The organism is Nonomuraea sp. NPDC005650 (assembly GCF_040605375.1).
Taxonomy (GTDB): domain Bacteria; phylum Actinomycetota; class Actinomycetes; order Streptosporangiales; family Streptosporangiaceae; genus Nonomuraea.
Window position 1 is genome coordinate 1 of record NZ_JBEXCR010000060.1, and the last position, 24,063, is coordinate 24,063.

The following is a 24,063-nucleotide window of genomic DNA, read 5'->3' on the forward strand; positions in this document are numbered from 1 at the left end:
CCTGGAAGCGGCGGTCGGGCATGAGCGTCACCAGCACGCGCCAGAGCGGGGTGCGCAGCGACGGGACGGTCACGGGGTGGGCGGGGTCGGCACCGCCCACACAACCCAGCCTGAGCCCCTTCGCGCGAAGCGCCACCCCGTGGAAGGCCGTTTCAGCGGCCCTGGTTGGCGACGGCTTCGATGGCGGCCTTGGCGGCGTCCGGGTCCAGGTATTCGCCGCCCGGCCGCCGCGGCTGGAAGTCGGAGTCGAGCTCGTACAGCAGCGGAATCCCCGTCGGGATGTTGAGGCCCGCGATCTCCTCGTCGCCGACCCCGTCCAGGTGCTTGACCAGGGCCCTCAGGGAGTTGCCGTGGGCGGCCACCAGGACCGTGCGGCCGGCCGACAGGTCGGGGACGATCGAGTCGTACCAGTACGGGAGCATGCGCTCGACCACGTCCTTCAGGCACTCCGTACGGGGCATCAGCTCCGGGGGAAGCAGGGCGTAGCGGGGGTCGCCGGACTGGGAGAACTCGTCGTCGTCCGCGATCGGGGGCGGCGGCACGTCGTAGGAGCGGCGCCACAGCATGAACTGCTCGTCGCCGAACTCCTCGCGCGTCTGGGCCTTGTTCTTGCCCTGGAGGGCGCCGTAGTGGCGCTCGTTGAGGCGCCAGCTCCGCGTCACCGGCAGCCAGAGCAGGTCCGCCTCCGCCAACGCCAGCTGGGCCGTCTGGATGGCCCGCGTCAGCAGGCTGGTGTGGACGATGTCCGGGCGCAGTCCGGCGTCCTGGAGGAGCTTGCCGCCGCGACGGGCCTCGTCCTCGCCCTTGGCCGAGAGGCTCACGTCCACCCAGCCGGTGAACAGGCCCTTCGCGTTCCAGTCACTCTCGCCGTGCCTAAGCAGCACCAAAGTCGCCATATCGCCAATCCTATGGTCAGGTGTCACCGCTCCGGGTCGGCGAAACGGGCGAACGCCTGCAGGTTGGCCAGCGATTCCCCGCGCTTAACCCGCCATTCCCACTCCCGCCTGATCGACGAGGCGAACCCCAGCTCCAGCGCCCGGTCGAACCAGTCGTCCGAGTACGTCAGCACGCACCCCAGCAGCCGGTCGACCTCCTCCGGGGTGACGGCGGCCGGGGGCACCCGGCCCACCAGGTACACGTCCCCGATGGGATCGAGCGAGAAGTGCACGCCGTACATGGAGCCGTTCTTGCCAAGCAGCCAGCGGTAGAACTCGGCGTGGTTCTCGTCGGGCTGGCGGCAGAAGAACGCTTCGACATGCAGCGCCTGATCCCCCACGATCAACCAGGTCATGGTGGCGAGCTTGTGCTGCCCGGGCAGTTTGACCAGGAACGCCCCCGGCCGCGGCTCGTCGTAGGTGACGTCCGCGGCCTTGAGCGCGGCTTCGACGACATCGCGCATGCCGACAGGATAGAAGCCCCAGAACAAAAGTCGGGGCTAAAGGTTCAGCGCTATGGGCGTCTTGTGCAGGTGCGCGACAGCGGCCGTGTACGTCTCGACCAGGCGGGACGCGGTCGCCTGCCAGCCGAACGCGGCCGCGTGCGCGCGCGCTCCCGCCGACAACGAGTCGCGCCAGCGCGGCGCGACGACGAAGCGGCGCAGCGCCTGCGCCCACTGCGCCGGGTCGTGGCCGTCCACGAGGACGCCCGACACCCCGTCCCGCACGGCGGTGCGCAGCCCGCCCACGGCCGCGGCGGCCACGGGCGTGCCGCAGGCCTGGGACTCCAGGGCGACGAGGCCGAACGACTCGCTGTAGGAGGGCACCACCGTCACCGAGGCGGCCCGGTACCAGTCGGCCAGTTCCTCCTGCGGGGCCGGGGGGACAAGGCGGACGACGTCCGAGATGCCGAGTTCGGCGGCCAACTCGGTGAGCAGGGACGGCCTGGCCAGGCCGTTGCCCGAGGGGCCGCCGACGCAGGCCACGACCAGGCGGTCGCGCAGCGACGGATCGTCGATGAGCATCCTGGAGGCGGCGCGGAGCAGCACGTCCGGGGCCTTGAGCGGCTGGATGCGGCCCACGAAGAGGAGGACGTGCGCGTCCTGCGGCAGGCCGAGCCGCCGGCGCGCGGCGCCCTGGGAGGCGGGCTGGAAGACGGTGAGGTTGACGCCCGGGTTCACGACGGCGACGCGCTCCTCGACGGCGCCGTACAGGTCGATCAGCTCGCGGGCCTCGTCGACGGTGTTGGCCACGAGGCGGTCGGCGACCTGCACGACCTGCTCCTCGCCGACCACGCGGGCGCGGGGCTCCGGGTTGTCGCCCTGGGCGAGCAGGAGGTTCTTGACCTTGGCCATGGTGTGCATGGTGTGGACGAGTGGCACGCCCCAGCGTTCCTTGGCCAGCCAGCCGACCTGGCCGGAGAGCCAGTAGTGGGAGTGGATGACGTCGTAGTGGCCAGGGTCGTACATGGCCTCGGTCCGCAGCACTCCGGACAGGAACGCGCAGAGCTGGCTCGGGAGCTCGCTCCGGTCCATCTCCTCGTACGGTCCCGCGGTGAGGTGGCGGACGAGGACGCCCGGGACGAGTTCGGCCACGGGTGGGAGGTCGCGGGCGGTGGCCCGGGTGAAGATCTCCACTTCCACGCCGAGTTGAGCCAGCCGCTTGGCGGACTCCACGATGTACACGTTCATGCCTCCGGCGTCGCCCGTTCCGGGCTGGTCCAGGGGCGATGTGTGCATGCTGATGGTCGCGACCCGGCTGACCCGTCTTCGCCTCACTCGACATCACCTCCAAGCGGGTTATAACCATCCAATTTTTTGCGACATTCCCGACACATGGTCATAACGGGGGATTAAGGGCTGTCGTCAACGGTCCCCAGGCGTGCTGGCAGGATGAGGAGCATGCGGAGAACGGCAGTGGTGACCGGGGCGAGCAGCGGGATCGGGGAGGCGACCGCGCGACGGCTCGCCGCCGAGGGTTTCGAGGTGGTGGCGGGTGCGCGGCGGCGCGAGCGGCTCGACAAGCTCGCCGCGGAGGTGCCCTCGATCAGGCCGGTGACGTTGGATGTGACCTCCCAGGAGTCGGTCGACGCGCTGGCGGGCTCGCTCGAGCGGTGCGACGTGCTGGTCAACAACGCCGGTGGCGCCCTCGGCCTTGAATCGGTCGCGGAGGGGCACCTGGATGACTGGCAGCACATGTACGACGTGAACGTGCTCGGCTCCCTGCGCATGACCAAGGCGCTCGTTCCCAGGCTCGTCGAGTCCGGCGACGGCGTGCTGGTGATGTTGACCTCGACGGCGGGCCTGGTGTCGTACGAGGGCGGCGGCGGCTACGTCGCGGCCAAGCACGCGCAGACGTCGATGGTCGAGACGCTCCGCCTGGAGCTCGTCGGCCAGCCGGTGCGGGTCGTGGAGATCGCGCCGGGCATGGTGCAGAGCGAGGGGTTCGCCGTCACCCGGTTCCGCGGCGACGAGGCGGCCGCGGCCCGCGTCTACGAGGGCGTGCCCGACCCGCTGACCTCCGAGGACGTGGCCGACGCGATCGCCTGGTGCGTGACCCGCCCCGCCCACGTGAACATCGACCGCATGATCATCCGCCCGAGAGCCCAGGCCGCCCAGCACAAGGTCCACCGCGTCAGTGGCTAGACCGGCCGCCGGAGCCGGGGGCAGACCGGTCGGCGCCATCACGAGAGGGACGACCGGCCACAACCGGCTGCGCCGCTCCGACCGATGGCTCGCCGCCGCCCACGGCGGGCTGCTGCGGGCCGCCGAACGACCGCTCGTGGTGGATCTCGGGTACGGGGCGTCGCACACGACGACGCTGGAGCTGTTCACCCGCCTGCGCCTGGTGGCCCCCGGCGTCGAGGTCGTCGGGATCGAGATCGACCCGGCGCGGGTGGCGGTGGCCAAGCCGTACGAGCGGGAGGGCCTGAGCTTCCGGCTGGGCGGCTTCGAGCTGCCCGTGCCGCGCCCGCCGACGGTGGTGCGGGCCTTCAACGTCCTCAGGCAGTACGGCGAGGCCGAGGCCTGGCACTACTGGGACGTGCTCAGAGGCCGGCTGGCCCCCGGCGGCGTCCTGGTCGAGGGCACCTCGTCCGAGAACGGGCGGCGCGCGGTCTGGGTGGGGCTCTCTCCGGAAGGGCCCAGGACGATCACGTTCTCGGCCCGTTTCGAGGCCTTCGAGCGGCCTTCTGACCTGGCCGACCGGCTGCCGAAGGCGCTCATCCACCGGAATGTGCCGGGTGAGCGGATCCATGCGTTCCTGAGCGACTTCGACCACGCGTGGGCGGTGAGCGCGCCGTACGGGGCTCATGGGCTGCGGCAGCGGTGGCTGGCCTCCGTGCGCGCGCTGTCGGGCTCCTGGCCCGTCCCCATGCGTCCGCCGCTCGGCGGCCCGGCCCGGTGGCGGCTCGGCGAGCTGACCCTCCCGTTCTCAGCGGTGGACCCCCGCGCTTAGAGGCGTGCCTCGAACACGGCGTAGGCCGCACTGTCGAACAGCACGAAGCGAACGTCCTCCACCGACGTGTCCGCCTGCCGCACCGCGTCCAGGGCGATCCGCGCGGCGTCGTCCATGGGCCAGCCGTAGATCCCGGTCGAGATCGCGGGGAAGGCCACCGACCTGGCCCCCAGCGAGTCGGCCACCCGCAGCGACTCCCGGTAGCAGGAGGCCAGCAGCTCCGAACGGTCCTGTGACATGGAGTACACCGGCCCGACCGTGTGGATCACCCACTTGGCGGGCAGGCGCCCGGCCGTCGTCGCGACCGCCTGTCCGGTGCGCAGCCCCTTGCCGTAGTGGCCGGCACGCAGCCTCCGGCACTCCTCCAGGATCTCCGGACCGCCGCGGCGGTGGATGGCGCCGTCCACGCCTCCGCCGCCCATGAGGGAGGAGTTGGCGGCGTTCACGACGGCGTCCGCCCGCTGCTCGGTGATGTCGCCCTTCACCAGCGTGATGTGCATCCCACCAGGGTGACAATCACCGGCCCGCGCGCGCTACTACCGCGCTCCCCCTGCCCGCCGCCCTGCCCGTCACCATGCGCACGGCCAGCAGGACGAGCGCGGGCAGCGGCAGGAGCATGACCACGGCTCCGGCCAGGCGCTGGTCGGCGAGGACGCCGGGCGCGCCGGGCGGGGCCGCGAGCGAGATCCAGTCGGCCGCGACCGGGGAGGCGAGCAGCAGGTACGTCCCGACGGCGAGGTGGGTCAGCGTCACGGCGGCCAGCAGGCGGGCGCGCTCGCCCCACGTCGCCGGGTCCGTCCCGGTCAGCACGCCGAACACCAGCAGGCCGAGGCCCAAGGACAGGAGCTCGGTAAGCAGGTGGGGGGCGTAGCCGGACAGCGACCACGACAACCAGGGCGTGCCGTAGAGGAGGACGAACGCCGCGAAGTAGACGGCCGGATGGGCGAGCAGCCGGCGCCGGCCGGCGAGCGCGACCGGGGCGCCCAGGCAGAGCAGGAGCGGGGCGACGACGGTGAGCACCGTGTGCTGGACCGCGTGCACCGACAACATCGCCCGCGCGTAGCTCCCGACCCCGCCGAGCAGCACCAGCGCGGTCAGCGCCAGGCCCGCGTACCAGGCCACCATGCGGCCGGCGGGCCAGGCGGCCGTCCTGCGCACGTTGATCGCGTAGGCGACCGCGGGCAGGATCAGCAGGATCAGGACGGTCGGGTCCAGGCGGACCTCGGTGATCAGCGCTCCCGGGGTGAAGGGGGCGAGCGCGTAGTCCAGGGCGGCCTGGTCATGGCCACCGCCGCCGCCGGGCGGTGGCGGGGTGCGGGACAGGCCGATGGCCAGCCCGACGGCCGCTGCCATCACGATCACCTCGCCGGTGGCCAGGCGGACGAAGGTCCCGCGTACGGTGCGGTCGGCGACGCCCGCGACCGTGCGGCGGCGATGGGTCCAGCCGAACAATCCGAGCACCACGAGGGCGGCGGTCTTGGCCAGCAGGAGCTGCCCGTACGCGCTCTGCCACAGGTCGGACGGGTCGCTGAGCCGTACCCAGGCGCTGGCCACGCCCGAGACGGCCACGGCGGCGAAGCAGCACAGGGCGAGGGCGCTGAACCTGGCCAGCACCGTCGGCAGATCCGCGGAGCGCCGGAAGTGGACGAGGACCGCGACCAGGCCGCCGACCCAGACCGAGACCGACACCAGGTGCGACATGAGGGCGGAGACGGCGATGTCGTGGTCGCCCGCGGAGGCGGCGTGCCCGACGTACGCGGGCGGCAGCAGCCCGAACACCGCGACCGCCAGCCGGACCCCGGCGGGCAGCCGCCGGGAGAGGCCCAGGACGGCGGTGACGGCCAGGACCAGGAGCAGCGCCTGGGTCTGCGGGATAGAGACGCCGAACTCCAGCATGTCCGGAGAGGCGAGCAGCGCGCCGACGGGCAGCGGGATGAGGTTGGACAGGGTCAGCACGTAGCTGAGCGCCGTGGCCAGCGCCCAGCCGAGCGCCCACCGGCCGGCCGCGCGGCGGCAGGCCAGGGACTCCGGGGAGGAGGCGGGAGCCAGGAGGGCGGCCGTGAGCGTCCCGACGCAGCCGACCGCGCACACGTCGTAGCAGAACCGGGCCAGGGGCAGCCCCCACTCGGTGAGCGGCCCGGCGGTGGGCAGCCCTGGGATCTCCGGCTTGATCGCCCCGCCGAACCGCAGCACGACGACCAGCACCACGACGCCGGCGGCCACCGCCGCGCCGGCGTACGTCCTGGCCGAGGCGCGGGTCCTGGCCGAGCGACCTTCGACGATGTACGGGAACGCCCTGGCCACGGTCAGCCCGCTTGCTTGGCGATCTCGGCCAGCTCCGCCTTCTGCGCCGTGATGATCTTGTCAGCGAGCTCCAGGGTGGGCCCGTGCTTGCCCGCCTTCTTGACGGTCTCGGCCATCATCAGGCCGTGTTCCAGATGCCCGGACAACGCCGACAGCCACTCCTTGTCGAACCCGGAGCCGGCCTTCAGCTCCGAGCCCATCTGGGCGGTCGGGTCCGGCGGCACCGGCTGCTGCCAGGACTGCAGCCACGACGACATCATGTCGATGTCCGCCTTCTCCTCCGCGATGAGCTTCGTGCTCAGGTCACGTACGTACGCGGACTTCCCGCTCTTGGCCCCCACCTCGGCCAGCTGGATCGTCTGCTGATGGTGTGTGATCATCTCCTGGCTGAAGACCACGTCCGCCTGGACGTGCGTCGCCGTGCTGTCCGCCGAGGCGGCGCACCCGGACGCCAGCACGAGACCAAGCAGGGCCACAACCGCTGTTCGCCAACGCATGCACGGAGATACGCACGACACGGAGACCTGGTTCACACGCCCCGAATGCCAGCTCGACAGGTTGTAGAGCTACGCTGAAGGACGTGAAGGGTCTTGGCGAGCTTGAGCGCAGCATCATGGACATCCTCTGGGCGGAGAGCCGCGCGCTGACCGCCCGTGAGGTCGGCCGACTCATTGCCGACCGCGATCTTGCCCCCACCACGGTGATGACCGTCCTCGACCGCCTCACCCGCAAGGGCTTCCTCCAGCGCACCAGGGACGGCCGCGCGTGGAGATATCTACCCGCCGAAAGCCGCGACGCGTACATTGCCGAGCTTATGCTTGAAGCCTTGGACATGACGGGCGACCGATCGGCCGCCCTGACCCGCTTCGCCCAGGCCGTGTCGGGCTCGGAGGCGGAGATCCTGCGCAGAGCCCTTACGGAGCTGGAGGAAGAGTGATCACGGCAGCGGCGCTGGCAGCGCTCGCCACGGCGTGCGCGGTTGGCTCCTGGCGTTTCACGACTGCCCGGTGGACCTCACGCGCTCCCCGGCTGGCCATCATCGTCTGGCAGTCCCTCGGCGTGGCCTGGGGCCTGGCCACCACCGGCGCCATGCTCGCCTACGCGGTCCAGCCGTACGGCGAGGGGGTGCTGCCCGGGCTGATCGCGTTCGCGCAGGGGCGGGCGCCGCTTGAGGCGTGGGACCCGCTGCACGTGCTGGCCCTGATCGCGGGGCTCACCGCCCTCACCGTGCTGATCGCGGTGCTGCTCACCGCGGGCATGCAGGCGCTGCGCGCCCGCCGGCGGCACCGCATGCTGCTCGCGCTGATCTCCCACGACGATCCGGGCGTGCCCGGGGTGCGGGTGCTCGACCACCCCAGCGCCGCCGCGTACTGCGTGCCCGGCCTGCGCTCGCAGGTCGTGGTGAGCGAGGGCGCGCTCAAGCTGCTGTCGGAGGACGAGCTGGCGGCCGTGCTCGCGCACGAGGCCGCCCACGTGCGCGAGCGGCACGACCTGGTGCTGCTGCCGTTCGCCGCGCTGCGCAGGGCGCTGCCCTGGTCGAAGGTGGTGGCCGACGCGCAGTCGCAGGTGGAGCTGCTCGTCGAGATGGCCGCAGACGACCGCGCCCGGCGCTACTGCTCGCCGCGCAGGCTGGCGACGGCGCTGCTCAGGTTCGGTACGGCGGGCGCCATGCCGACCCCGCACGGCATGCTGGGCGTGCACGCCAAGCACGTCATGGCCAGGGTCGACCGCCTGATCAAGCCGGGTCCCGAGCTGGCCGCCCCGGTGCGCTACGGCTACATCGCACTTTCTGTGACCTTGGTCACCTCAGCACCGCTCCTGTGGGTCTTCCAGCTCTGACGTGCTTGCTGGTGTTAACTGCCCCGTTTGCAATTGCAAGCACTACGGGGCAGACTATGGGGCATGGCACTACCCAAGGTCGGCTCGATCGGTGAATACATCCGTGAGCAACGGCAGCAGGCGCAGATCTCGCTGCGCCAGCTCGCGGCGGCGGCAGGGGTCTCCAACCCCTACCTGAGCCAGATCGAGCGCGGGTTGCGCAAGCCGAGCGCGGAGATCCTCAACCAGATCGCCAAGGGTCTGCGCATCTCCTCGCAGGCGCTCTACGTGCAGGCGGGCCTCATCGACGACCGTGAGCCGCCGAGTGACGTCATCACGGCGATCAGGGCCGACACGCACCTCAGCGAGCGGCAACGCCAGGTGCTGATTGATATCTATGAGTCGTTCCGCAAGGAGAAGCGCGCCGAAGACGAGCAGACCTCCCAGAATGCTCGCCCTCGGCACGACTCCGAATCGGACGACGAACCGCTGCCGGAGGAGTTTCTCGCCGCTCTTGAGCCCTATACGGCGCCCTCCGGCAACGGCAACGTCACCCAGGAAACCAAGGAAGGTTAACCCATGACGCTCGCAACCGAGGTCAAGAAGCTTACGGAGTCCAAGCCGTTCTACGCCGTCGCCGGGGTCGGCGACTTCGCGGTCGAGAAGCTCCGCGAGCTGCCCGAGCAGCTGCAGAAGCTGCAGTCGCGCCGCACCGAGCTGGCCAAGGACCTGCCGGAGCGGGCCCGCGTGTACGCCGGCAAGGCCGAGAGCTTCGCCAAGGAGTTCCCGGAGAAGGCCCGCGGGTACGCCGACCAGCTCGCCGGCAGGGCCACCGAGGCCTACGAGGACTTCGCCACGCGCGGCCGCCGGGTCGTCAGCAAGACGAGCGGCGACGCCGCGCTGGAGCTCGAAGAGGTTTCGCGGGCCGCCAAGCCCGCCACGCCGGCCAGGAAGCCCCGCACCACCAAGGCCAAGTGATCCAGCGAAAGCCCGCCTCCCGGGGAGGCGGGCTTTCCGCTTTGGGGTGCCCGTCTGTCGGGGTGGCCTATTAGGCTGAAGCCGATTTCATTGCGGCGTTGTGCGGAGCCAACAACATGAATTTGATCAATGGTGTCTTCAACCTCCTCTTCCTGGTGCTCGCCGCCGTCATCTTCGGAATGTCGGTATACGCGCTCGTGCACGCGGCACGGGTGCCGACCGCGGCGTTCGTCTCGGCGGGCAAGCTGCAGAAGAACCTCTGGCTGCTGATCCTCGTGCTGGCGACGCTGTTCTCGGGCGCGGGCGCGTGGAGCTACTTCAACGCCTTCCTCGTCTTCGGCGGCGCCGAGTTCATCGGCATCGGCCTGGGCTTCTTCTCGATCCTCGCGGTCATCGCCGCCACGATCTACATCGTGGACGTCAAGCCGGCCGTCAAGGGCATGGGCGGCCGGGGCAACAACGGTCCCTACGGCCCCTGGTGACCTGCCCGGGCGTTAGGCTGCCGACATGACCTACGACCTCCACGGGCGCACCCAGCGGCTGGAACTGTCGGACCAGGCTCTTCGCGACTTCGAGGCGGTCGTGCTGGAGGCGACGCCCGAGGGGATCGTGCTCGACAGGTCGGCGTTCTACCCGGGTGGCGGCGGCCAGCCGGCGGATCACGGGGTGCTGATCTGGCAGGGCGTCGAGACCCGCATCATGGGGGCGCGCAAGGGTGACGACCTCCACCTGATCCCGGCCGAGGGCGACCCGATCCCGCCGGTGGGCACCGTGGTGCGGGCGGCGGTGGCCGACCAGCGGCGCTCGGCCCTCATGCGTACGCACTCGGGGCTCCACGTGCTGTGCGGGGTGGTGTTCAGGGACTACGGCTGCCTCGTCACCGGCGGCAACATGGACGAGCTCAGCGCGCGCATGGACTTCAACCTGCCCGAGGTGCCCGCCGGGTTCAAGGAGGCCGTCGAGGACGCGTGCAACTCCGAGATCGCCGCCGACCGGCGCATCGACGTACGCGTGCTGCCCCGCAAGGAGGCGTTCGAGATCCCCGACATCATCCGCACGGCCACCAACCTGGTCCCCGAGGCCGTCCAGGACGTGCGGATCGTCGACATCGTGGGCCTCGACACCCAGGCCGACGGCGGCACCCACGTGGCCTCCACCAAGCAGATCGGCCACATCAAGGTGGCCAAGATCGAGAGCAAGGGCCGGGGCTTCCGCCGGCTGCGCATCCAGATCTCCGACTAGTCGATCACCTTGGCCAGGCCGTCGAGCAGCGGGCCGAGCCCGAACTCGAAGAGCCGGTCCAGGTCGAGGTCGAAGTCGCCGCCCAGCTCGGCCACGACCCCGGCGAAGGCCGGATAGTCGTTCGACTCGGTGATCCAGAGCAGGTGCTCCTCCTGATCGGCCATCCACTCGTCGGCGCTGACGCCCGTGGCGGCCTGGGCGCGCCGCTCCAGCTCGATGTTGGCGGCGATGCCCTGCACGTAGCTGTAGACCAGGGTGTGCACGTGCATCTTGGCCGTGGCGTCGAGCCTCGTGCCCGCCAGCGCCGCCATGGCCCACTCCGTGTGCCTGAGCAGGCTGGCCGAGGGCAGCGGCCTGGTCAGCGAGGTGACGCCGGCCATCCACGGGTGCGCGCGGTAGCCGGCCCACTGCAGGCGGGCCGACGTCTCCAGCCTGGCCCGCCAGCCGTCCGAGGCCTGCGCGGGCAGCGGGAACTCGTCGATGACGGCTTCGACCATCAGCAGGATCAGGTCGTCCTTGCCGCCCACGTGGCGGTAGAGGGACATGGTGGCCATGCCGAGCCGGTCGGCGACGCCGCGCATGGTCAGCTCGGGGAGGCCCTCGGCGTCGGCGATCTCGATGGCGGCCCGTACGATGCGCTCCCGCGTCTCCTCATTGCCTGAAACATCCGGCCGCCGGGCCGCCTGCCTGCCCCCGCGCGGCTCGGCCACGATCGTCCCCACGCGCGGCTCGGCGACCACCACGCCCTCCTGGGCCAGGAGCGCCAGCGCCTTGGCGGCGGTGGCCAGGGCGACGCCCCGGTCTCTGGCGATCTGCCTGGTGGACGGGACGCGGTCTCCCGGGCGGAGCCGGCCTTCGGCTATGCGGCGCTTGATGTCGGCGACGATCTCGGCGTAGGGCGCTGCCATCCTGACCTCCTGTACTAGTACAGATCCCGCCATCATACCCTTGTGAGCTGCTGTCCGTACGTCGTACATTCAGCGTACAACGTCAACTTCGACAAGGAGCAGACCATGAAGGTGCTCATCTCCGGCGCGAGCGTCGGCGGCCCCGTCCTGGCGTACTGGCTGGGGCGGCACGGGTACGAGACCACGCTCGTCGAGCGGGCCCCGGCCCCGCGCAAGGGCGGTCAGGCCATCGACATCAGAGGGGCCGCGCTGGACGTGGTCGCGAAGACGGGCGTCATCGAGCAGATCAGGGCCCTGCGCACGACCATGCGCGGCATGTCCATGGTGGACGGCGACGGCAACGAGCTGATGCGCAGCTACGAGGAGACGATCAGCGGCGGCCGGTTCGACAGCCCGGACATCGAGATCATGCGCGACGACCTGACCGCCGTCCTCACCTCGGTCTCCGGCGGCGAGTACGTCTACGGCGACTCGATCGCCACCCTCGTCCAGGACGCCGGCGGCGTGGACGTGACGTTCGAGAGCGGCGGCCGGGGGCGCTACGACTACGTGATCGGCGCCGACGGCCTGCACTCCAACGTGCGCAGGCTCACCTTCGGCCCCGAAGCGCAGTTCCTCACCCACCTCGGCATGTACGTCTCCATCTTCACCGCCGACAACTTCCTCGGCCTGGACCACTGGCAGACCTGGTTCCGCGAGGGCGACGTGGGAGGTGCCGTCTTCAGCGACCGGGACACCGCCGTGATGCGGGTCAACCTGGGCTTCGGCGCGGGCCTGGTCGACTACGACCACCGCGACGTCGAAGGGCAGAAGCGCCTGATCCAGGAGCGGTGCTCGGGGCTGCGCTGGGAGGTGCCCAAGCTGCTGGAGGCCATGTGGCAGGCCGACGACTTCTACTTCGACGCGATGGCCCAGGTCAAGATGGAGCGCTGGTCGAAGGGCCGGATCGCGCTGGTCGGCGATGCGGGCTACTGCGCCTCGCCGCTGTCGGGGCAGGGCACCAGCCTGGCGCTGGTGGGGGCGTACGTGCTGGCGCAGGAGCTCGGCAGGGACCCGATCGGGGCCTTCGACCGGTACGAGGAGCGCCTGCGCCCGTACGTCGCGCAGAACCAGGCTCTCGCCCTCGAGAACCCCGGCCAGGGCGCCTCGCCGGAGAGCGTTCAGCGGGCCGCAACCAGCATCACGCTGGACTGACAGTCACGAACCGATACGATTTGCCGCCATGGGTATCAGACTCACGATGGCCGCGCTCGGGGCCACCGCTCTGACGTTGACCGCCGCACCCGCGCACGCAGCGGGTGCCGGGATCACGGACGAGGTGACGATGACCCTCGGCAAGAACGGCACCCTGCACGTGGTCGAGAAGATCAGCGGGGCGTCGGGGGAGCTCAAGCGGACGTTCATCACCAGGACGCGGTACGACGACGGCAACGACCGCGTCTACCAGATCTCGAACGTCAAGGGCGGCACCCTCGCCGGCGACGTGCTCACCGTGAAGGGCGACGGAACGGTCGAGTACGACGTCAAGGGAGCGGTGACCACCTCGGGCGGTGTCGAGGAGCTGCGCTGGTTCGCGGTGAACGGCTGGAGCCAGCAGGTCGCCAAGGCGACGGTCAAGGTGGACGGCCCCGGGCAGGTCCAGAACCTGTCCTGCTTCGCCGGGGAGCTGACCTCGGCCATCGGCTGCACCTCGGCCTCCATGGACCATTCGGCCACCCAGGCCGACTTCGAGCAGGAGAACATCGCGCCCGGCCAGGCCCTGACCGTGGTCATCGGCTACCCCAAGGGGTCCAGCTCCGGCGCCCCCATCCTGGAGAAGCGCTTCTCGCTGGCCGCGGCGTTCACGCTGAACCTCGTCACCGGCGGCGCCCTGGCCGGCCTGCTGGTGCTCCTGCTCGGCGGCGTCGCCCTGCTCTACTGGACGCGTGGCCGTGACGCCAGGGCCGCCGGCCACGCGCAGAGCCCGGTCGATCCTGTGCAGAACGGCCATTTCTCCCCGCCCGACGGCGTCCGGCCCGGCCAGATCGGCACCTTGGTGGACGAACAGGCCGATGTGGTCGACGTGACCGCGACGATCGTGGACCTCGCGGTCCGCGGCTACCTGCGGATCGACGAGCAGCCGCGCCAGACGTACGACGCGCCCGACTGGATGCTGGTCCGGCTGCCGAACGCGCCGGTCAACGCGCTGCTGCCGTACGAGCGCGCCCTGTACGACGCCATCTTCGAGGGACGGGACGGGGTGCTGCTGTCGCAGCTGTCCGGCTCGTTCGCGGCCCATCTGGGCAAGGTGCGCGACGCGCTGTACGCCGACGTGGTCCGGCAGGGCTGGTTCGCCCGCCGGCCCGACACCGAGCGCACCAGGTGGACGACGGTCGGCGTGATCCTCATGGGGGTCGGCATCCTGGCCACGGTGGGGCTGGCCTGGTTCACCACGTACGGGCTGCTGGGGCTGGCCCTGATCATCGCGGGCGGCGCGCTGGCCGCCGGCGGACAGTACATGCCGGCCAAGACGGCCAAGGGCTCGGCGGCGCTGGCGCACACGATGGGCTTCCGGCAGTACCTGTTCTCCGGCGAGCTGGGGAACGTGCCGGAGCAGCACCGGGTGGAGCTGTTCTCCAGGTATCTGCCCTATGCGGTGATCTTCGACGGGGTGGAGCACTGGTCGCGGGTGGTGGCCTCGGTCACGGGGAACGGCCACCAGTCCGACAACCTGTACTGGTACCACGGGCCCGCGGAGTGGGACCTGTCCAAGTTCGCCGGGTCGATGCGGACGTTCACCACGACGACCTCGGGCGCCATCTCCGCGGCCCGCCAGTTCCGCACCCTCTAACGCAGTCGCAGCTCACCGACCGGCCGGCCGCCGCCGAGCACCGGCGGGGCGGCCAGTTCGGCCAGCTCGGGCGCGTCCAGGCCGAGCGAGCGCAGGGCCGCCACGGTGACCGGGACGCGGGCGCGCTGCGAGCCGTCCTCGATCTTGACGGTGCCCGCGCGCCCGTCCTCGAACACGAACGCGTCGAACGCCTCCGCCCCCGCCTTCAGCATGAGCCCGGGCAGCGCGCGCATCAGCTTGGCCTCGGGGCGGTCGGTGCCCGAGGTCCACTCGGGGTAGGTGCTCATCGCCTCGAAGATCTTGCGCTCGTACGAGTCGGGGGACGACATCGGGAACGCCCTGAACGCCTTCGTCACGCCGAGCATCGACACGAAGAACAGCGGCGCCCCGCACCCGTCCACCCCGGATGCCGCCACCCGCTCCCCCGTCAGGTCCTCCACGGTCTCGCGGATCGCGCGCTGGAGCGGGTGCCTGGGCTCAAGGTAGGACTCGGTGGGCCAGTCGTTCAGCACACAGGTGGCCAGCATGGCAGCGTGCTTGCCCGAGCAGTTCATGTAGACGCGCCCGCGTTCGGTGACACTGCGGTCGTACGGGTAGTCCTCGGGGCACAGCAGCGCCGCTTCCTCCAGCCCGGCGCCCGCGAGGATCTTCCTGACGCCGTCCACGTGGAACTGCTCGCCCGAGTGCGAGGCGCAGGCCAGCGCCAGCAGCTCCCCCTCCAGGCCGAGGCCGGAGCGGAGCATGCCGAGCGCCTGGAGCGGCTTCATCGACGACCGTGGCGACGCGGGAACGTGCACCGCGCCCTTCGCCTCGACCGGGCGTCCTTCCGCGTCCACGGTCAGCATGTGAGCCTGATGCGTGGACTCCACGAACCCGGATCGGACAACTTCCACAATCATCGACATTTCGCCTCTCCTTTCGGCATGAGTCTACGGACCGTTCTCGCCGCTCTCTTACTGGTCCAGAATGGGGTGCCATGCGAGCAGTGGTGCAGAGGGTGAGTTCGGCGTCGGTGGTGGTCGACGGTCAGACGGTGGGGGCCATCGACGAGCCCGGCCTGCTGGTGCTGGTGGGCGTCACCCACACGGACACGCGGGCCGAGGCCGCCAAACTCGCGGCCAAGCTCTGGGGCCTGCGCATCCTGCACGGCGAGAAGTCCTGCTCGGACGTGTCGGCGCCGCTCCTGGTGATCAGCCAGTTCACCCTGTACGGCGACGCCCGCAAGGGGCGCCGGCCCACGTGGCAGGCGGCCGCCCCGGGGCCGGTCGCGGAGCCGCTGGTGGAGGCCGTGGTGGAGGAGCTGCGGGGGTTGGGGGCGCACGTGGAGACGGGTGTCTTCGGCGCCGACATGAAGGTGTCGCTCGTCAACGACGGCCCGATCACCCTCGTCCTCGACCTCTGAACGCGCCAAACCGGGCCCGCGGCCCCTTCCGGGGGCCTCAAGCCCGGCTTTCCCGATCTCTCAGCGGACGCGGCGGCGCAGGGCCGGGTCGATGGAGACGTTGCGGCCCGCGTCCGGCGGCACGATGACCTCCTGCGCGGCGGCCACCCCGCCGGCCAGCAGCGGCGCGTCCACCGGCACCGTGCGCTTGACCACGGCCAGCGCGATCGGCCCGAGCTCGTGGTGGCGGGCGGCCGACCCGACCACGCCCACCTCCTGGCTCTCGAAGATCACCGGATCACCGTGCGCCGGCAGCGTGTCGACGCTGCCGTCGAGGTGCAGGAACACCAGGCGGCGCGGCGGGTGCCCGAGATTGTGCACCCGGGCGACCGTCTCCTGGCCGCGGTAGCACCCCTTGCTCAGGTGCACGGCCGTGCCGATCCAGGCCACCTCATGGGGGATCGTCTTGTGGTCGGTGTCGAACCCCAGCCGCGGCTGGTGCGCCTCGATCCGCAGCGCCTCGTACGCCCACAGCCCCGCCAGCGGCTTGCCCAGGTGGTCGGGCAGCTCGTCGCGCGGCACGAAGAAGTCCTCCGTCGCCGTGGACAACACGGCCAGGTCGTCGGCCCGCGACACCTCGACCCGCAGCATGAACCGCATCCGGTCGAGATAGTCGATCAGGCTCTGCGCCGTGCCCGGCTCGACATGGGCCAGCAGGCTCTCACCGTCGTCGACGAGCGTCAGGTGGTGCAGCACATGGCCCTGCAGGTCGAGATCGAGCGTCTGCGTCCATTCGCCGGGGCGCAGCGTGTCGAGCTTCTGCGAGGTCAGGTCGTTGAGCCATTTCAGCCGGTCGACGCCGGAGATGCGGACCACCTCACGGTTGCTGCGGTCGACGACCGCCTCACCCTTGGCCAGCGCGCGCTGCTCGGCGAACAGGTCGCCGTAGTGCGCCGCTACGTCGGAATCCGGCTCGTCGGCCGCGACGGCACCGGGGAGATCGAGCAGAGGGCTACGCATGCCTTCCAGGCTATCCGCACCCACGCCGACGCCCGACTGCCGGATCGGCCTACCGGCAGTTGCGGCACCGGCCGAAGACGGTCAGATGGTGTACGTCGGCGACGAACCCCAGCTCCTCGTCCAGCCCCTTGACCAGCCCGTCGGCCAGCTCAGGACGCACCTCGAACACCTCGTCGCACCCCCGGCACACCAGGTGCACGTGATCGGCCTCGGCGGCCAGGTGGTAGGTCGGCGCGCCGTGCCCCAGATGCGTGTGGGTCACCATGCCGAGCTCTTCGAGCAGCTCCAACGTGCGGTAGACCGTGGAGATGTTCACGCCGCGCGCGGTCTCGCGCACCTTGACGCAGATCTCCTCGGGCGTGGCGTGCTCCAACGTCTTGACCGCCTCAAGGACGAGCTGGCGCTGCGGGGTGACCCGGTAGCCCTTGGCGCGGAGTTCCTCATGCCACTGCGTCTCCGTCATGCCCCGAGTCTACGACTCAGCGATATTCACTTGCCCCTTTTGAGCGAGAGCGCATAGCGTCTTTGGTACGCGGAAAGGAGGTGGTCCAAACAATGGTGAATCATAGTTGGGCTAGCGAGGTGGTTGTCCGCTAGCGTCGCGGACTGTTGTCTCGTGACGTACGCGAAATACGAGGCAACCACCGGGGCCCCCGGCAGCCGGAGGGCGGGACGCCGATCCCGGCCATGGTCCATCCGGCCCGCCTGCCCAGCAGGTGGAGTTAGCCTGGGGCCCTCTTCATGCCCTCTCAGTGCTCGCCGCGCGCCGCGATCCCGAGCTTGTCGCACGCGTCCCGGTAGAGCCGCACCACGGCCTTGCGCACCTGGGCCCGCTCGGTGAGCGTCTCCCCCCAGGGCACCCGCACCCGGTCGCCGCCGTCGACCGTGAACTCGATCGCCTCCGCGTCCACGTCACTCGTCACCGCCGAGGTGGCCTCGGGCCGGTCGCCGAGCGCCCGCACGATGATCAGCGAATCCCCGGCATGGTCGTCATTCATGTGGCGCTTGATCGCCTCGACGGCGTCAGCGGTGAAAGGCGTGCTCATATCGGCTCAAGCTACCTTCTTCAGCTCCGCCGACATATGGTCCGTGAGCGGGTGGCCCATGGCCGCCATCTCGTACGCCCACATCAGGTTGCCGTTGACCAACCCGTACAGCCGGTGCCCCGCTGTGTACTCCTTGGCGGAGGCGGTGCGGGCCACGACGTCCGTGCGCAGCTCGATCTTGTGGAAGACGACCTCGCCGATGTAGATCTCGACGATCCCGGTCGGGTGGGAGAGCACCACCTCGACCTGCCTGTCGGGCTGCGGGCGCCAGAACCCCGACTCGGTGGCCAGCGGCCTGACCCGGTTTCCGTCCTGGTCGAGCAGCCAGGTGCGGCTCACGTAGCTCAGGAACGGCTTCCCGTTGTGCCCGAACTCGATCTCCTGCCCGAAGTTGAAGCTCTCGATCGACGGGTAGCCGCCCACACCGGCGCCTTCCCACCGGCCGAGCAGGAACGCGATGGGCTCCAGGGCGGGGTGCACCTCAGGTTCTTCCATGTTCCCCAAGCCTAGTGCTCCCGACCCGCCGCACGGCCTCGATCCTCATGCTCCTCCTTCGCCGGGAGCCGGGGGGAGTTAGGGTGACGGCATGGAACGATCGCTGGTGATCAAGGTGACCGCCGGGGCGGACGCCCCTGAGCGGTGCAACCAGGCGTTCAATGTCGCGGCCGCCGCGCTCGCGAGCGGCGTGCCCGTTTCCCTGTGGCTGACCGGCGAGGCGTCGTGGTTCGCGCTGCCGGGCAGGGCCAAGGAGTTCAGCCTGCCGCACGCCGCGCCGCTCGCCGACCTGCTCGATGTCGTGCTGGCCGCCGGGCGCGTGACACTCTGCACCCAGTGCGCGGCCCGCAGGAACATCACCGTGGACGATCTCATCGACGGGGTCCGCATCGCGGGCGCTCCGGCGTTCGTCGAGGAAGTGGTCAGCGAAGGCGCCCAGGCCCTGGTCTACTGACGGCGCCGGGCGGGGCCACACCGCCTCGGGCGCGTACGGCCGGGGCGGTGTGGTGGAGCCGGGACGGTCAGCCCGGGAGGACGGCGGTCAGGCGTTCCTGACGGAGGGCCTCGTAGCGGGAGCTGTCGAGGGGCGCGAGGGCTCCGACGCGCCACGACAGCAGCAGGTCGGCCAGGGCCGGGTTGCGGGCCAGGGCCGGGCCGTGCAGGTAGGTGCCCACCACGTGGCCCGCGTAGCAGCCCTCGAAGCCGTCACCGTTGCCCACCCCGACGAGGGTCCGCGACAGCGGCTTGACGCCGGGGCCCAGGTGGGTGACGCCCATGTGGTTCTCGAAGCCGGTCAGGGTGGGGAGGTCGAGTGCGGCGTCGACCTCGGCGGCCAGCTCGCCGACCGCGCGGGCGGGGCCGCGGGAGCTGGCGATGTCCAGCAGGCCGATGCCGTCCACCGGCTGGCCCTCCTCGCCCCCGAACGTGCTGCCCATGATCTGGTATCCGGCGCACACCGCCAGCAGGGCGGCGCCCCGGGCGATGGCCTGGTGCAGGCCGCCGTCACGGCGGAGGCGCTCGGCGGCCAGGATCTGGGGCCGGTCCTCGCCGCCGCCGATGAGGTAGATGTCGCCCGTTTCCGGCACCGGGTCCGCCGAGCGTACGTGGATCGTCTCGGTCGCGATCCCCCTGCGGTTCGCGCGCTGCTCCAGGACGAGCACGTTGCCCTGGTCCCCGTACGTGCTCAGCAGGTCAGGGTAGATCCAGACGATGCGAAGGGCGCTGTCAGACGGCACGGCCGAACTCCGTTCGGATCTGCTGGAAGGCGGTGTAGTTGGCGATGACGTCGACCCGGCCGGCCGGCTGCATGGCCAGCGCCTCCGCGAACGTGCCGCACAGCGTGAACGGCACGTCCGCCACGTCGAGCCGGAGCGCCAGGTCGAGGCGGCGCTCGCCCGTCACGAAGACGGGGCGCCCGCGCAGGATGCGGTAGTCGACGTCCCACAGCCACGAGGTGTCACGCCCGTCGGGGCCGTTGGCGTTGACCGAGAGGATGATCGGCAGCTGCGGGTCGGCCACGTCGAACGCCTCCAGCCACCCCGCCGGGTTCTTGGCCAGCAGCAGCCGCGCGTGGCGGCCGTCGCGCTCGACGGTGGTGTAGCGGCCGGCCACCGAGGTGACCTCGCGCAGCCGGGGCAGCGCCCGCTCCACCGGCACCCCGAACGCCTCGGACACCGCCAGCGCCATCACCGCGTTGGACCGGTTGGCCAGCCCGGGAAGCTGGATGTCGAGCAGCCACCGCTGCCCGCGCGGGTCGACGGCCACGTCGTCGTCGAGCACCCACTGCGGCTCCGGCCGGTGGAACGTGCACTCCTTGCACGCCCAGTCGGCGTCCTTACGGTCGAGCGGGCCGCCGCACTCAGGGCAGCACCAGGAGTCTTCCTTCCACCGCTGGCCGCCGGAGACCCAGGTGACCTTGGCCGCCGTCGAGGCGCCCCAGGTCACCAGCGGGTCGTCGCAGTTGGCGATGACGTGGGTGGGCTTGCCGGACAGGGCCCTGCGCCACTTCTGCGCGAGCAGCCAGATCTCGGCGGCACGATCCATCTGGTCGCGGCTGAGGTTCATCAGGCAGACGACGCCCGCGCCGGTGGTGTCGAGGACCTCCGGCAGGTATTTCTCGTCCACCTCCAGCACGCCGTACGGGGCCGCCTTGTTCTGGGAGAGCGCCGAGACGTGGCCGGCGGGCATGTTGGCGCCCAGCGCGTTGGTGGCGACGTCTCCGAGCTCGAGCAGCGCCGAGGTGATCAGCCGAGTGGTGGTGGTCTTGCCGTTGGTGGCGCTGACCAGGGCCAGCTTGCGGTCGCGGGCCAGCTTGCGCAGGAGGTCGGGCTCAAGCAGCAGGCCCACTCGCCCGCCGATCACCGAGCCGTCCCCACGCCCGGTCATCTTGGACAGCGTGGCGGCACTGCGGCCCAGAGCGCTGGCGAGCTGGGCCCGCAGAGGAAGCTGGGTCATGCCCAAGGATCCTAGTCGGCATTGGCCCTTAGTCTGGAGATGCACACGAAAACGCGGCCCGGTCGGTAGCCCGGGCGAAGCATCACCGTATCCCCCTTCCATGGGATGTCCGGTGTGCCGGAAGCGGCCTCGACAGGCCGCCGGCGGCTGAGGTCCCCAGGAGTTCAGAGGTCAGGACGGGGAGGGGGCGGAGTCGGCGAAGGCGATCTCCGGGGCGCCGCCGTGGTCGAACGGCAGGACGAACCGGCGCGGCCATGACAGCACCCCTTCCAGCCACCCCGCCCCCATCGTCTGCCCCACGTGCCGCAGCCGCGCCGAAGACTCGATCCCGATCGCCACCGTCGTGATGTCCCGCTGCAGCCCCTCGTTCTCGTCGTCCCCCAGGATGACCCGCCAGGCCAGTGCCCGGTTCCGGTCCACCTCCATCGACAGCGGGTGGTGCCGCAGCGCCTTGGCCCGGTGCCCGAGGAGCTCGGTGTGGACGAGGTCGGAGTTGGCGCCGTTGCCGTTCGAGGGCTGGCGGAAGAGGGCGTACTCCATGGGCGGCGCCGGGCTGCGCAGGTTGGGGGCGGGGTGGCCGTACGGGAAGAGCCTGTCCACCTCGTGCAGCCACCGGACCTGCGGGATCACCCACGACGCCCCCGGCCGTTCGCCGCCCCCGTCGAGCCCGGAGAGCAGGCGCGTGGCGGTCTCGGCGGCCTTCTCCGTGAGCAGGGCCGGGTCGAACCAGCTGCGCAGCGACCAGGCGCGCCGCTGCACCGAGCGTTCGATCAGGGTCGCGAGCACACACTCCGCCCGCCGCGCAGGCAGGTCGGACCAGGCGGCGCCCAGGGCGCGCGGCACCCCGGGCAGCGGCCGGTTGCTGACGAAGGCGAGCACGACCGTGTCGCACCAGATGCGCAGCCAGGCCCACTCGGGGGCGTCGGCAAGGACGTCGGCCTCGCGCAGCTCGACCAGCGTGCACGCCTGCCCGGTACGGCAGGTCGCGCCGCAGGCCGCGGACCGGCGCCCGCGGATGGGCGGCGGCGGGCCGGGCAGCACCTTCTCGCGGGCCTCCCCCAGCGGTACGCGGACCCGCAGCGGCCGGTCCATCCCGTCGGCGAAGACCGCGGCCGAACCCGGCTGCAGGGAGACCACGTGGCGGGACTGCTCGTCGCTGAGGTTCATGGCGGCGCCGACGAGCTTCCTGTCGTCCTCCGCCGGGAGCCGGTGCACGACCTTCAGCGCGGTGTTCTTGACGACGTCGGAGACGAGCTTGGTCGGGATCTGCTCGGCCACCACGATGCCCTCGCCGTACGCGCGGATCTCCGCCAGCAGCCCGGCCAGCAGCTCCACCGCGTGCGTGGAGGCCCGGCCGTGGCCGCGGTCGCGCAGCAGCCGGTGCGCCTCCTCGATCACGATGACGTGGCGCAGCTCGTGGGACTTCTCCCGGCGGGCCCGCATGCGCAGGTGCTCGACGATCCGGATGATCAGCGTGCCCATGAGGAACGCCTTGTCCTCGTCGTTGGCCACGTCCTCGATCGCCAGCACGACGTCCCGCTCCAGCAGGCCGCCGATGTCGGCGGGGTGGCCGCCCTCGAAGAAGCGCCCGGCCGAGCCGACCCGCAGGGACCGGAGCCGGAGCGAGATGAAGCCCTCGACGTCGGCCTGGACCTCGCGGCCGTAGCCGATCTCCTTGATCACGTCCATGGCGTGCTGCTGGAGCTGTTCGAGGGTGGGGACGCTGGGCGGGACGTTCGAGCCCGGCACGGCGCCGCCGGTGACGACGTCCCAGCCGGTGGCCTCGTAGACGCGCTGCAGCGCCAGCGACATGATCTGCGGGAACGGCTCCTCGGCGTCGAACGCCGCCATGAACAGCGCCCTGACCATGTCGATGTGGGCCTGGACGGGGTAGCCGGGCTCGGGTTCGAGCGGGTTGATGCTGAACGGCACGCCGTCCGGGGCCGACGGGTTGATGACGGTGACCGGGTCGTCGAGGCGCCCGGCCATGGCGGCGTACTCGGACTTTGCGGGCTCGATGGCCAGCCACGGGATGCGGGCCCGGCTGAGCTGCTCCAGCAGGTGACGCACGGTCTGCGACTTGCCCGAGCCGGTCGCCCCGGTGACGAACGCGTGCCGGTTGAGCGTGGCCAGCGGCACCCGGAACGTCCCGACCCCCCGGTCCTGCCCGTCGAGGATCTCGCCCAGCTCCAGCTCGCCGCCGTCGGCCTCTGAGGTCACGTCGAAGAAGCCCGACTCCAGCACGCGTACCCCCGGGACCTCCCTCCTGGGCAGCCCGGCCAGCGCCGCGAGGGCGCCGGCGGTGGCGGCGAACGGGGCGGCGGCGCCGTCGGACGGGTCCTGCATGGTCATGGCGAGGGCCTCCGACAGCCCGTAGACCGCGCCGTGCGAGCTGCGCAGCCGGTACGGGTGGTGGCTCATCTCGACCGACCCGACCAGCACGGGAGCGATCTGCCGCAGCTCCTCGGCGGTGGCGCCCCCGGCCAGCACGCGTACGTTCCAGAGCCCCGCCTCCCTGAAGGAGTCCAGCTCCTGCATGCGCCGCTCGGCCCGCTCGGCGTCGAAGCGGGACCGCTCGGAGGCGTCCCCGTACTGCCTGAGCACGTTGAGCTGGGTACGCAGGTGCGCCACCTCGGCGTCGAGCAGGTCGGTCGGCTCGGCCACCACCAGCCAGGCGAAAGGCCGCGACATCAACGTCACCAGCGTCGACTCGAACAGCGTCGGCCGCCTGAGCTCGTCCGGGTCGAACTCGCGCCCCTTGCTCCCCAGCGGCGGCGCCTGGCGGCCCGGGCACGGCGTCCACACCAGGTCGGCCAGGTCGGCGAGATACTCCTCGTCGAGCTGGACCCCGCGCGCCCCACCCGGGAACAGCAGCGGCTGCGGCCCGCTCGGGCGGTCGGGCGCGTCGGTGGACCTGCGCGGCTGGCGCGGCGGCGACAGCGGTCCGGCGTTGGTGATGAGCTCAAGCGGCGCGCCGGATCCCCGTGACAGCCACCCGATGACGAACGGCCGGTCGCGTTGCGCCGCCGACAGCACCGCGGGCAGCACGGTGACGAAATCCCACTCCGCCGACGAGCTTCGCGAGGGTGCTGCGATCGACTGGATTCGATACCAGGGCCCACTCAGCGACACACTCGGCTGCATTTCATTCCCCCACAGACGGTTCTTTGTTAAATTCCGCCAACCGTCAGCTCGT

General features: G+C 71.1%; 27 protein-coding genes. 12 read left to right on the forward strand and 15 right to left on the reverse strand.

Annotated elements, in window-relative coordinates:
* Positions 1–152: 152 nt before the first annotated feature.
* The 3 genes from ABZS69_RS58655 to mshA are packed head-to-tail and all read right to left on the reverse strand — an operon-like array spanning position 153 to position 2,674.
* Entirely contained in the window at positions 153–896 is a 744-nt protein-coding gene (locus ABZS69_RS58655) for a phosphoglyceromutase (RefSeq protein WP_355390952.1), read from the reverse strand.
* Between the two features lie 23 nt (positions 897–919).
* Positions 920–1,399 carry a YbjN domain-containing protein gene (locus ABZS69_RS58660; protein ID WP_355390955.1) on the reverse strand — a complete coding sequence of 160 codons (480 nt, stop codon included), beginning with the start codon at positions 1,397–1,399 and terminating at the stop codon, positions 920–922.
* A gap of 36 nt (positions 1,400–1,435) precedes the next feature.
* Complete coding sequence (gene mshA / locus ABZS69_RS58665) at positions 1,436–2,674, reverse strand: D-inositol-3-phosphate glycosyltransferase (protein WP_355391159.1); 1,239 nt, start codon at positions 2,672–2,674, stop codon at positions 1,436–1,438.
* A 162-nt stretch (positions 2,675–2,836) separates the two neighbouring features.
* Here mshA and ABZS69_RS58670 point away from each other — a divergent pair, with 162 nt between their 5' ends.
* Positions 2,837–3,580, forward strand: a complete 744-nt coding sequence (locus ABZS69_RS58670) for an SDR family NAD(P)-dependent oxidoreductase (RefSeq protein ID WP_355390958.1) — start codon at positions 2,837–2,839, stop codon at positions 3,578–3,580.
* Positions 3,573–4,391: a class I SAM-dependent methyltransferase gene (locus ABZS69_RS58675; RefSeq protein ID WP_355390961.1), complete on the forward strand. Its 819-nt coding sequence runs from the start codon at positions 3,573–3,575 to the stop codon at positions 4,389–4,391. The genes ABZS69_RS58670 and ABZS69_RS58675 overlap by 8 nt, the downstream gene beginning before the upstream one ends.
* On the opposite strand, the gene ABZS69_RS58680 is transcribed toward ABZS69_RS58675, so the two are convergent.
* The 3 genes from ABZS69_RS58680 to ABZS69_RS58690 are packed head-to-tail and all read right to left on the reverse strand — an operon-like array spanning position 4,388 to position 7,171.
* On the reverse strand, positions 4,388–4,891 hold the full coding sequence (locus ABZS69_RS58680) for an O-acetyl-ADP-ribose deacetylase (RefSeq protein WP_355390964.1): 504 nt from the start codon (positions 4,889–4,891) through the stop codon (positions 4,388–4,390). The two genes, ABZS69_RS58675 and ABZS69_RS58680, sit on opposite strands and share 4 nt — an antisense overlap.
* 16 nt (positions 4,892–4,907) lie before the next feature.
* Entirely contained in the window at positions 4,908–6,695 is a 1,788-nt protein-coding gene (locus ABZS69_RS58685; RefSeq protein ID WP_355390966.1) for a cytochrome c oxidase assembly protein, read from the reverse strand.
* A gap of 2 nt (positions 6,696–6,697) precedes the next feature.
* Positions 6,698–7,171, reverse strand: coding sequence for a DUF305 domain-containing protein (locus ABZS69_RS58690; protein WP_355390969.1), 474 nt, complete (start codon positions 7,169–7,171; stop codon positions 6,698–6,700).
* Between the two features lie 104 nt (positions 7,172–7,275).
* On the opposite strand from ABZS69_RS58690, the gene ABZS69_RS58695 reads away from it, so the two are divergent.
* From ABZS69_RS58695 to ABZS69_RS58720, 6 genes are all read left to right on the forward strand, one after another.
* The gene (locus tag ABZS69_RS58695) at positions 7,276–7,632 is read left to right on the forward strand and encodes a BlaI/MecI/CopY family transcriptional regulator (protein ID WP_355390972.1); all 357 of its coding nucleotides are present in this window, start codon (positions 7,276–7,278) and stop codon (positions 7,630–7,632) included.
* Complete coding sequence (locus tag ABZS69_RS58700; protein ID WP_355390975.1) at positions 7,629–8,534, forward strand: M56 family metallopeptidase; 906 nt, start codon at positions 7,629–7,631, stop codon at positions 8,532–8,534. The genes ABZS69_RS58695 and ABZS69_RS58700 overlap by 4 nt, the downstream gene beginning before the upstream one ends.
* A gap of 63 nt (positions 8,535–8,597) precedes the next feature.
* Positions 8,598–9,089, forward strand: coding sequence for a helix-turn-helix domain-containing protein (locus ABZS69_RS58705; RefSeq protein ID WP_355390977.1), 492 nt, complete (start codon positions 8,598–8,600; stop codon positions 9,087–9,089).
* A 3-nt stretch (positions 9,090–9,092) separates the two neighbouring features.
* Positions 9,093–9,491 carry a hypothetical protein gene (locus ABZS69_RS58710; protein WP_355390980.1) on the forward strand — a complete coding sequence of 133 codons (399 nt, stop codon included), beginning with the start codon at positions 9,093–9,095 and terminating at the stop codon, positions 9,489–9,491.
* A 116-nt stretch (positions 9,492–9,607) separates the two neighbouring features.
* Positions 9,608–9,973, forward strand: a complete 366-nt coding sequence (locus ABZS69_RS58715; RefSeq protein ID WP_355390983.1) for a DUF2516 family protein — start codon at positions 9,608–9,610, stop codon at positions 9,971–9,973.
* 25 nt (positions 9,974–9,998) lie between these two features.
* Positions 9,999–10,733, forward strand: a complete 735-nt coding sequence (locus ABZS69_RS58720) for an alanyl-tRNA editing protein (protein WP_355390986.1) — start codon at positions 9,999–10,001, stop codon at positions 10,731–10,733.
* Here the strand turns inward: ABZS69_RS58720 and ABZS69_RS58725 are convergent.
* Positions 10,730–11,641, reverse strand: coding sequence for a TetR/AcrR family transcriptional regulator C-terminal domain-containing protein (locus tag ABZS69_RS58725; protein ID WP_355390989.1), 912 nt, complete (start codon positions 11,639–11,641; stop codon positions 10,730–10,732). The genes ABZS69_RS58720 and ABZS69_RS58725 overlap by 4 nt on opposite strands.
* Positions 11,642–11,746: 105 nt before the next feature.
* Here ABZS69_RS58725 and ABZS69_RS58730 point away from each other — a divergent pair, with 105 nt between their 5' ends.
* Positions 11,747–12,835 carry an FAD-dependent monooxygenase gene (locus tag ABZS69_RS58730; RefSeq protein ID WP_355390992.1) on the forward strand — a complete coding sequence of 363 codons (1,089 nt, stop codon included), beginning with the start codon at positions 11,747–11,749 and terminating at the stop codon, positions 12,833–12,835.
* 28 nt (positions 12,836–12,863) lie between these two features.
* Positions 12,864–14,471, forward strand: coding sequence for a DUF2207 domain-containing protein (locus ABZS69_RS58735; protein ID WP_355390995.1), 1,608 nt, complete (start codon positions 12,864–12,866; stop codon positions 14,469–14,471).
* Here ABZS69_RS58735 and ABZS69_RS58740 read toward each other — a convergent pair.
* On the reverse strand, positions 14,468–15,376 hold the full coding sequence (locus ABZS69_RS58740; RefSeq protein ID WP_355390998.1) for an asparaginase: 909 nt from the start codon (positions 15,374–15,376) through the stop codon (positions 14,468–14,470). The two genes, ABZS69_RS58735 and ABZS69_RS58740, sit on opposite strands and share 4 nt — an antisense overlap.
* Positions 15,377–15,447: 71 nt before the next feature.
* Here ABZS69_RS58740 and dtd point away from each other — a divergent pair, with 71 nt between their 5' ends.
* Entirely contained in the window at positions 15,448–15,873 is a 426-nt protein-coding gene (gene dtd, locus ABZS69_RS58745) for a D-aminoacyl-tRNA deacylase (RefSeq protein WP_355391001.1), read from the forward strand.
* Between the two features lie 60 nt (positions 15,874–15,933).
* On the opposite strand, the gene ABZS69_RS58750 is transcribed toward dtd, so the two are convergent.
* From ABZS69_RS58750 to ABZS69_RS58765, 4 genes are all read right to left on the reverse strand, one after another.
* Positions 15,934–16,872, reverse strand: a complete 939-nt coding sequence (locus tag ABZS69_RS58750; protein ID WP_355391004.1) for a folate-binding protein — start codon at positions 16,870–16,872, stop codon at positions 15,934–15,936.
* A gap of 49 nt (positions 16,873–16,921) precedes the next feature.
* The gene (locus tag ABZS69_RS58755; protein WP_185070409.1) at positions 16,922–17,335 is read right to left on the reverse strand and encodes a Fur family transcriptional regulator; all 414 of its coding nucleotides are present in this window, start codon (positions 17,333–17,335) and stop codon (positions 16,922–16,924) included.
* A gap of 286 nt (positions 17,336–17,621) precedes the next feature.
* Positions 17,622–17,918 carry a DUF2470 domain-containing protein gene (locus ABZS69_RS58760; protein ID WP_355391008.1) on the reverse strand — a complete coding sequence of 99 codons (297 nt, stop codon included), beginning with the start codon at positions 17,916–17,918 and terminating at the stop codon, positions 17,622–17,624.
* Between the two features lie 6 nt (positions 17,919–17,924).
* On the reverse strand, positions 17,925–18,413 hold the full coding sequence (locus ABZS69_RS58765) for an FABP family protein (protein WP_355391011.1): 489 nt from the start codon (positions 18,411–18,413) through the stop codon (positions 17,925–17,927).
* A 91-nt stretch (positions 18,414–18,504) separates the two neighbouring features.
* On the opposite strand from ABZS69_RS58765, the gene ABZS69_RS58770 reads away from it, so the two are divergent.
* Complete coding sequence (locus ABZS69_RS58770) at positions 18,505–18,867, forward strand: DsrE family protein (RefSeq protein WP_355391013.1); 363 nt, start codon at positions 18,505–18,507, stop codon at positions 18,865–18,867.
* Between the two features lie 67 nt (positions 18,868–18,934).
* On the opposite strand, the gene ABZS69_RS58775 is transcribed toward ABZS69_RS58770, so the two are convergent.
* The 3 genes from ABZS69_RS58775 to ABZS69_RS58785 all read right to left on the reverse strand — a co-directional run bounded on the left by ABZS69_RS58775 (position 18,935) and on the right by ABZS69_RS58785 (position 23,999).
* On the reverse strand, positions 18,935–19,648 hold the full coding sequence (locus ABZS69_RS58775) for a glutamine amidotransferase (RefSeq protein WP_355391016.1): 714 nt from the start codon (positions 19,646–19,648) through the stop codon (positions 18,935–18,937).
* Positions 19,638–20,867, reverse strand: coding sequence for a MurT ligase domain-containing protein (locus ABZS69_RS58780; protein ID WP_355391018.1), 1,230 nt, complete (start codon positions 20,865–20,867; stop codon positions 19,638–19,640). The genes ABZS69_RS58775 and ABZS69_RS58780 overlap by 11 nt, the downstream gene beginning before the upstream one ends.
* A gap of 171 nt (positions 20,868–21,038) precedes the next feature.
* Positions 21,039–23,999: an ATP-binding protein gene (locus ABZS69_RS58785; protein ID WP_355391021.1), complete on the reverse strand. Its 2,961-nt coding sequence runs from the start codon at positions 23,997–23,999 to the stop codon at positions 21,039–21,041.
* Between the last annotated feature and the right edge of the window lie 64 nt (positions 24,000–24,063).

What these genes read in the sequence shown, in the direction of transcription:
- ABZS69_RS58740 (WP_355390998.1), bottom strand. Translation starts at nt 15,376, where the DNA reads ATGTCGATGATTGTGGAAGTTGTCCGATCCGGGTTCGTGGAGTCCACG.
- ABZS69_RS58755 (WP_185070409.1), bottom strand. Translation starts at nt 17,335, where the DNA reads ATGACGGAGACGCAGTGGCATGAGGAACTCCGCGCCAAGGGCTACCGG.
- ABZS69_RS58730 (WP_355390992.1), top strand. Translation starts at nt 11,747, where the DNA reads ATGAAGGTGCTCATCTCCGGCGCGAGCGTCGGCGGCCCCGTCCTGGCG.
- dtd (WP_355391001.1), top strand. Translation starts at nt 15,448, where the DNA reads ATGCGAGCAGTGGTGCAGAGGGTGAGTTCGGCGTCGGTGGTGGTCGAC.
- ABZS69_RS58735 (WP_355390995.1), top strand. Translation starts at nt 12,864, where the DNA reads ATGGGTATCAGACTCACGATGGCCGCGCTCGGGGCCACCGCTCTGACG.
- ABZS69_RS58705 (WP_355390977.1), top strand. Translation starts at nt 8,598, where the DNA reads ATGGCACTACCCAAGGTCGGCTCGATCGGTGAATACATCCGTGAGCAA.
- ABZS69_RS58750 (WP_355391004.1), bottom strand. Translation starts at nt 16,872, where the DNA reads ATGCGTAGCCCTCTGCTCGATCTCCCCGGTGCCGTCGCGGCCGACGAG.
- mshA (WP_355391159.1), bottom strand. Translation starts at nt 2,674, where the DNA reads ATGCACACATCGCCCCTGGACCAGCCCGGAACGGGCGACGCCGGAGGC.
- ABZS69_RS58670 (WP_355390958.1), top strand. Translation starts at nt 2,837, where the DNA reads ATGCGGAGAACGGCAGTGGTGACCGGGGCGAGCAGCGGGATCGGGGAG.
- ABZS69_RS58680 (WP_355390964.1), bottom strand. Translation starts at nt 4,891, where the DNA reads ATGCACATCACGCTGGTGAAGGGCGACATCACCGAGCAGCGGGCGGAC.
- ABZS69_RS58770 (WP_355391013.1), top strand. Translation starts at nt 18,505, where the DNA reads ATGGAACGATCGCTGGTGATCAAGGTGACCGCCGGGGCGGACGCCCCT.
- ABZS69_RS58710 (WP_355390980.1), top strand. Translation starts at nt 9,093, where the DNA reads ATGACGCTCGCAACCGAGGTCAAGAAGCTTACGGAGTCCAAGCCGTTC.
- ABZS69_RS58715 (WP_355390983.1), top strand. Translation starts at nt 9,608, where the DNA reads ATGAATTTGATCAATGGTGTCTTCAACCTCCTCTTCCTGGTGCTCGCC.
- ABZS69_RS58780 (WP_355391018.1), bottom strand. Translation starts at nt 20,867, where the DNA reads ATGACCCAGCTTCCTCTGCGGGCCCAGCTCGCCAGCGCTCTGGGCCGC.
- ABZS69_RS58765 (WP_355391011.1), bottom strand. Translation starts at nt 18,413, where the DNA reads ATGGAAGAACCTGAGGTGCACCCCGCCCTGGAGCCCATCGCGTTCCTG.
- ABZS69_RS58655 (WP_355390952.1), bottom strand. Translation starts at nt 896, where the DNA reads ATGGCGACTTTGGTGCTGCTTAGGCACGGCGAGAGTGACTGGAACGCG.
- ABZS69_RS58720 (WP_355390986.1), top strand. Translation starts at nt 9,999, where the DNA reads ATGACCTACGACCTCCACGGGCGCACCCAGCGGCTGGAACTGTCGGAC.
- ABZS69_RS58660 (WP_355390955.1), bottom strand. Translation starts at nt 1,399, where the DNA reads ATGCGCGATGTCGTCGAAGCCGCGCTCAAGGCCGCGGACGTCACCTAC.
- ABZS69_RS58760 (WP_355391008.1), bottom strand. Translation starts at nt 17,918, where the DNA reads ATGAGCACGCCTTTCACCGCTGACGCCGTCGAGGCGATCAAGCGCCAC.
- ABZS69_RS58725 (WP_355390989.1), bottom strand. Translation starts at nt 11,641, where the DNA reads ATGGCAGCGCCCTACGCCGAGATCGTCGCCGACATCAAGCGCCGCATA.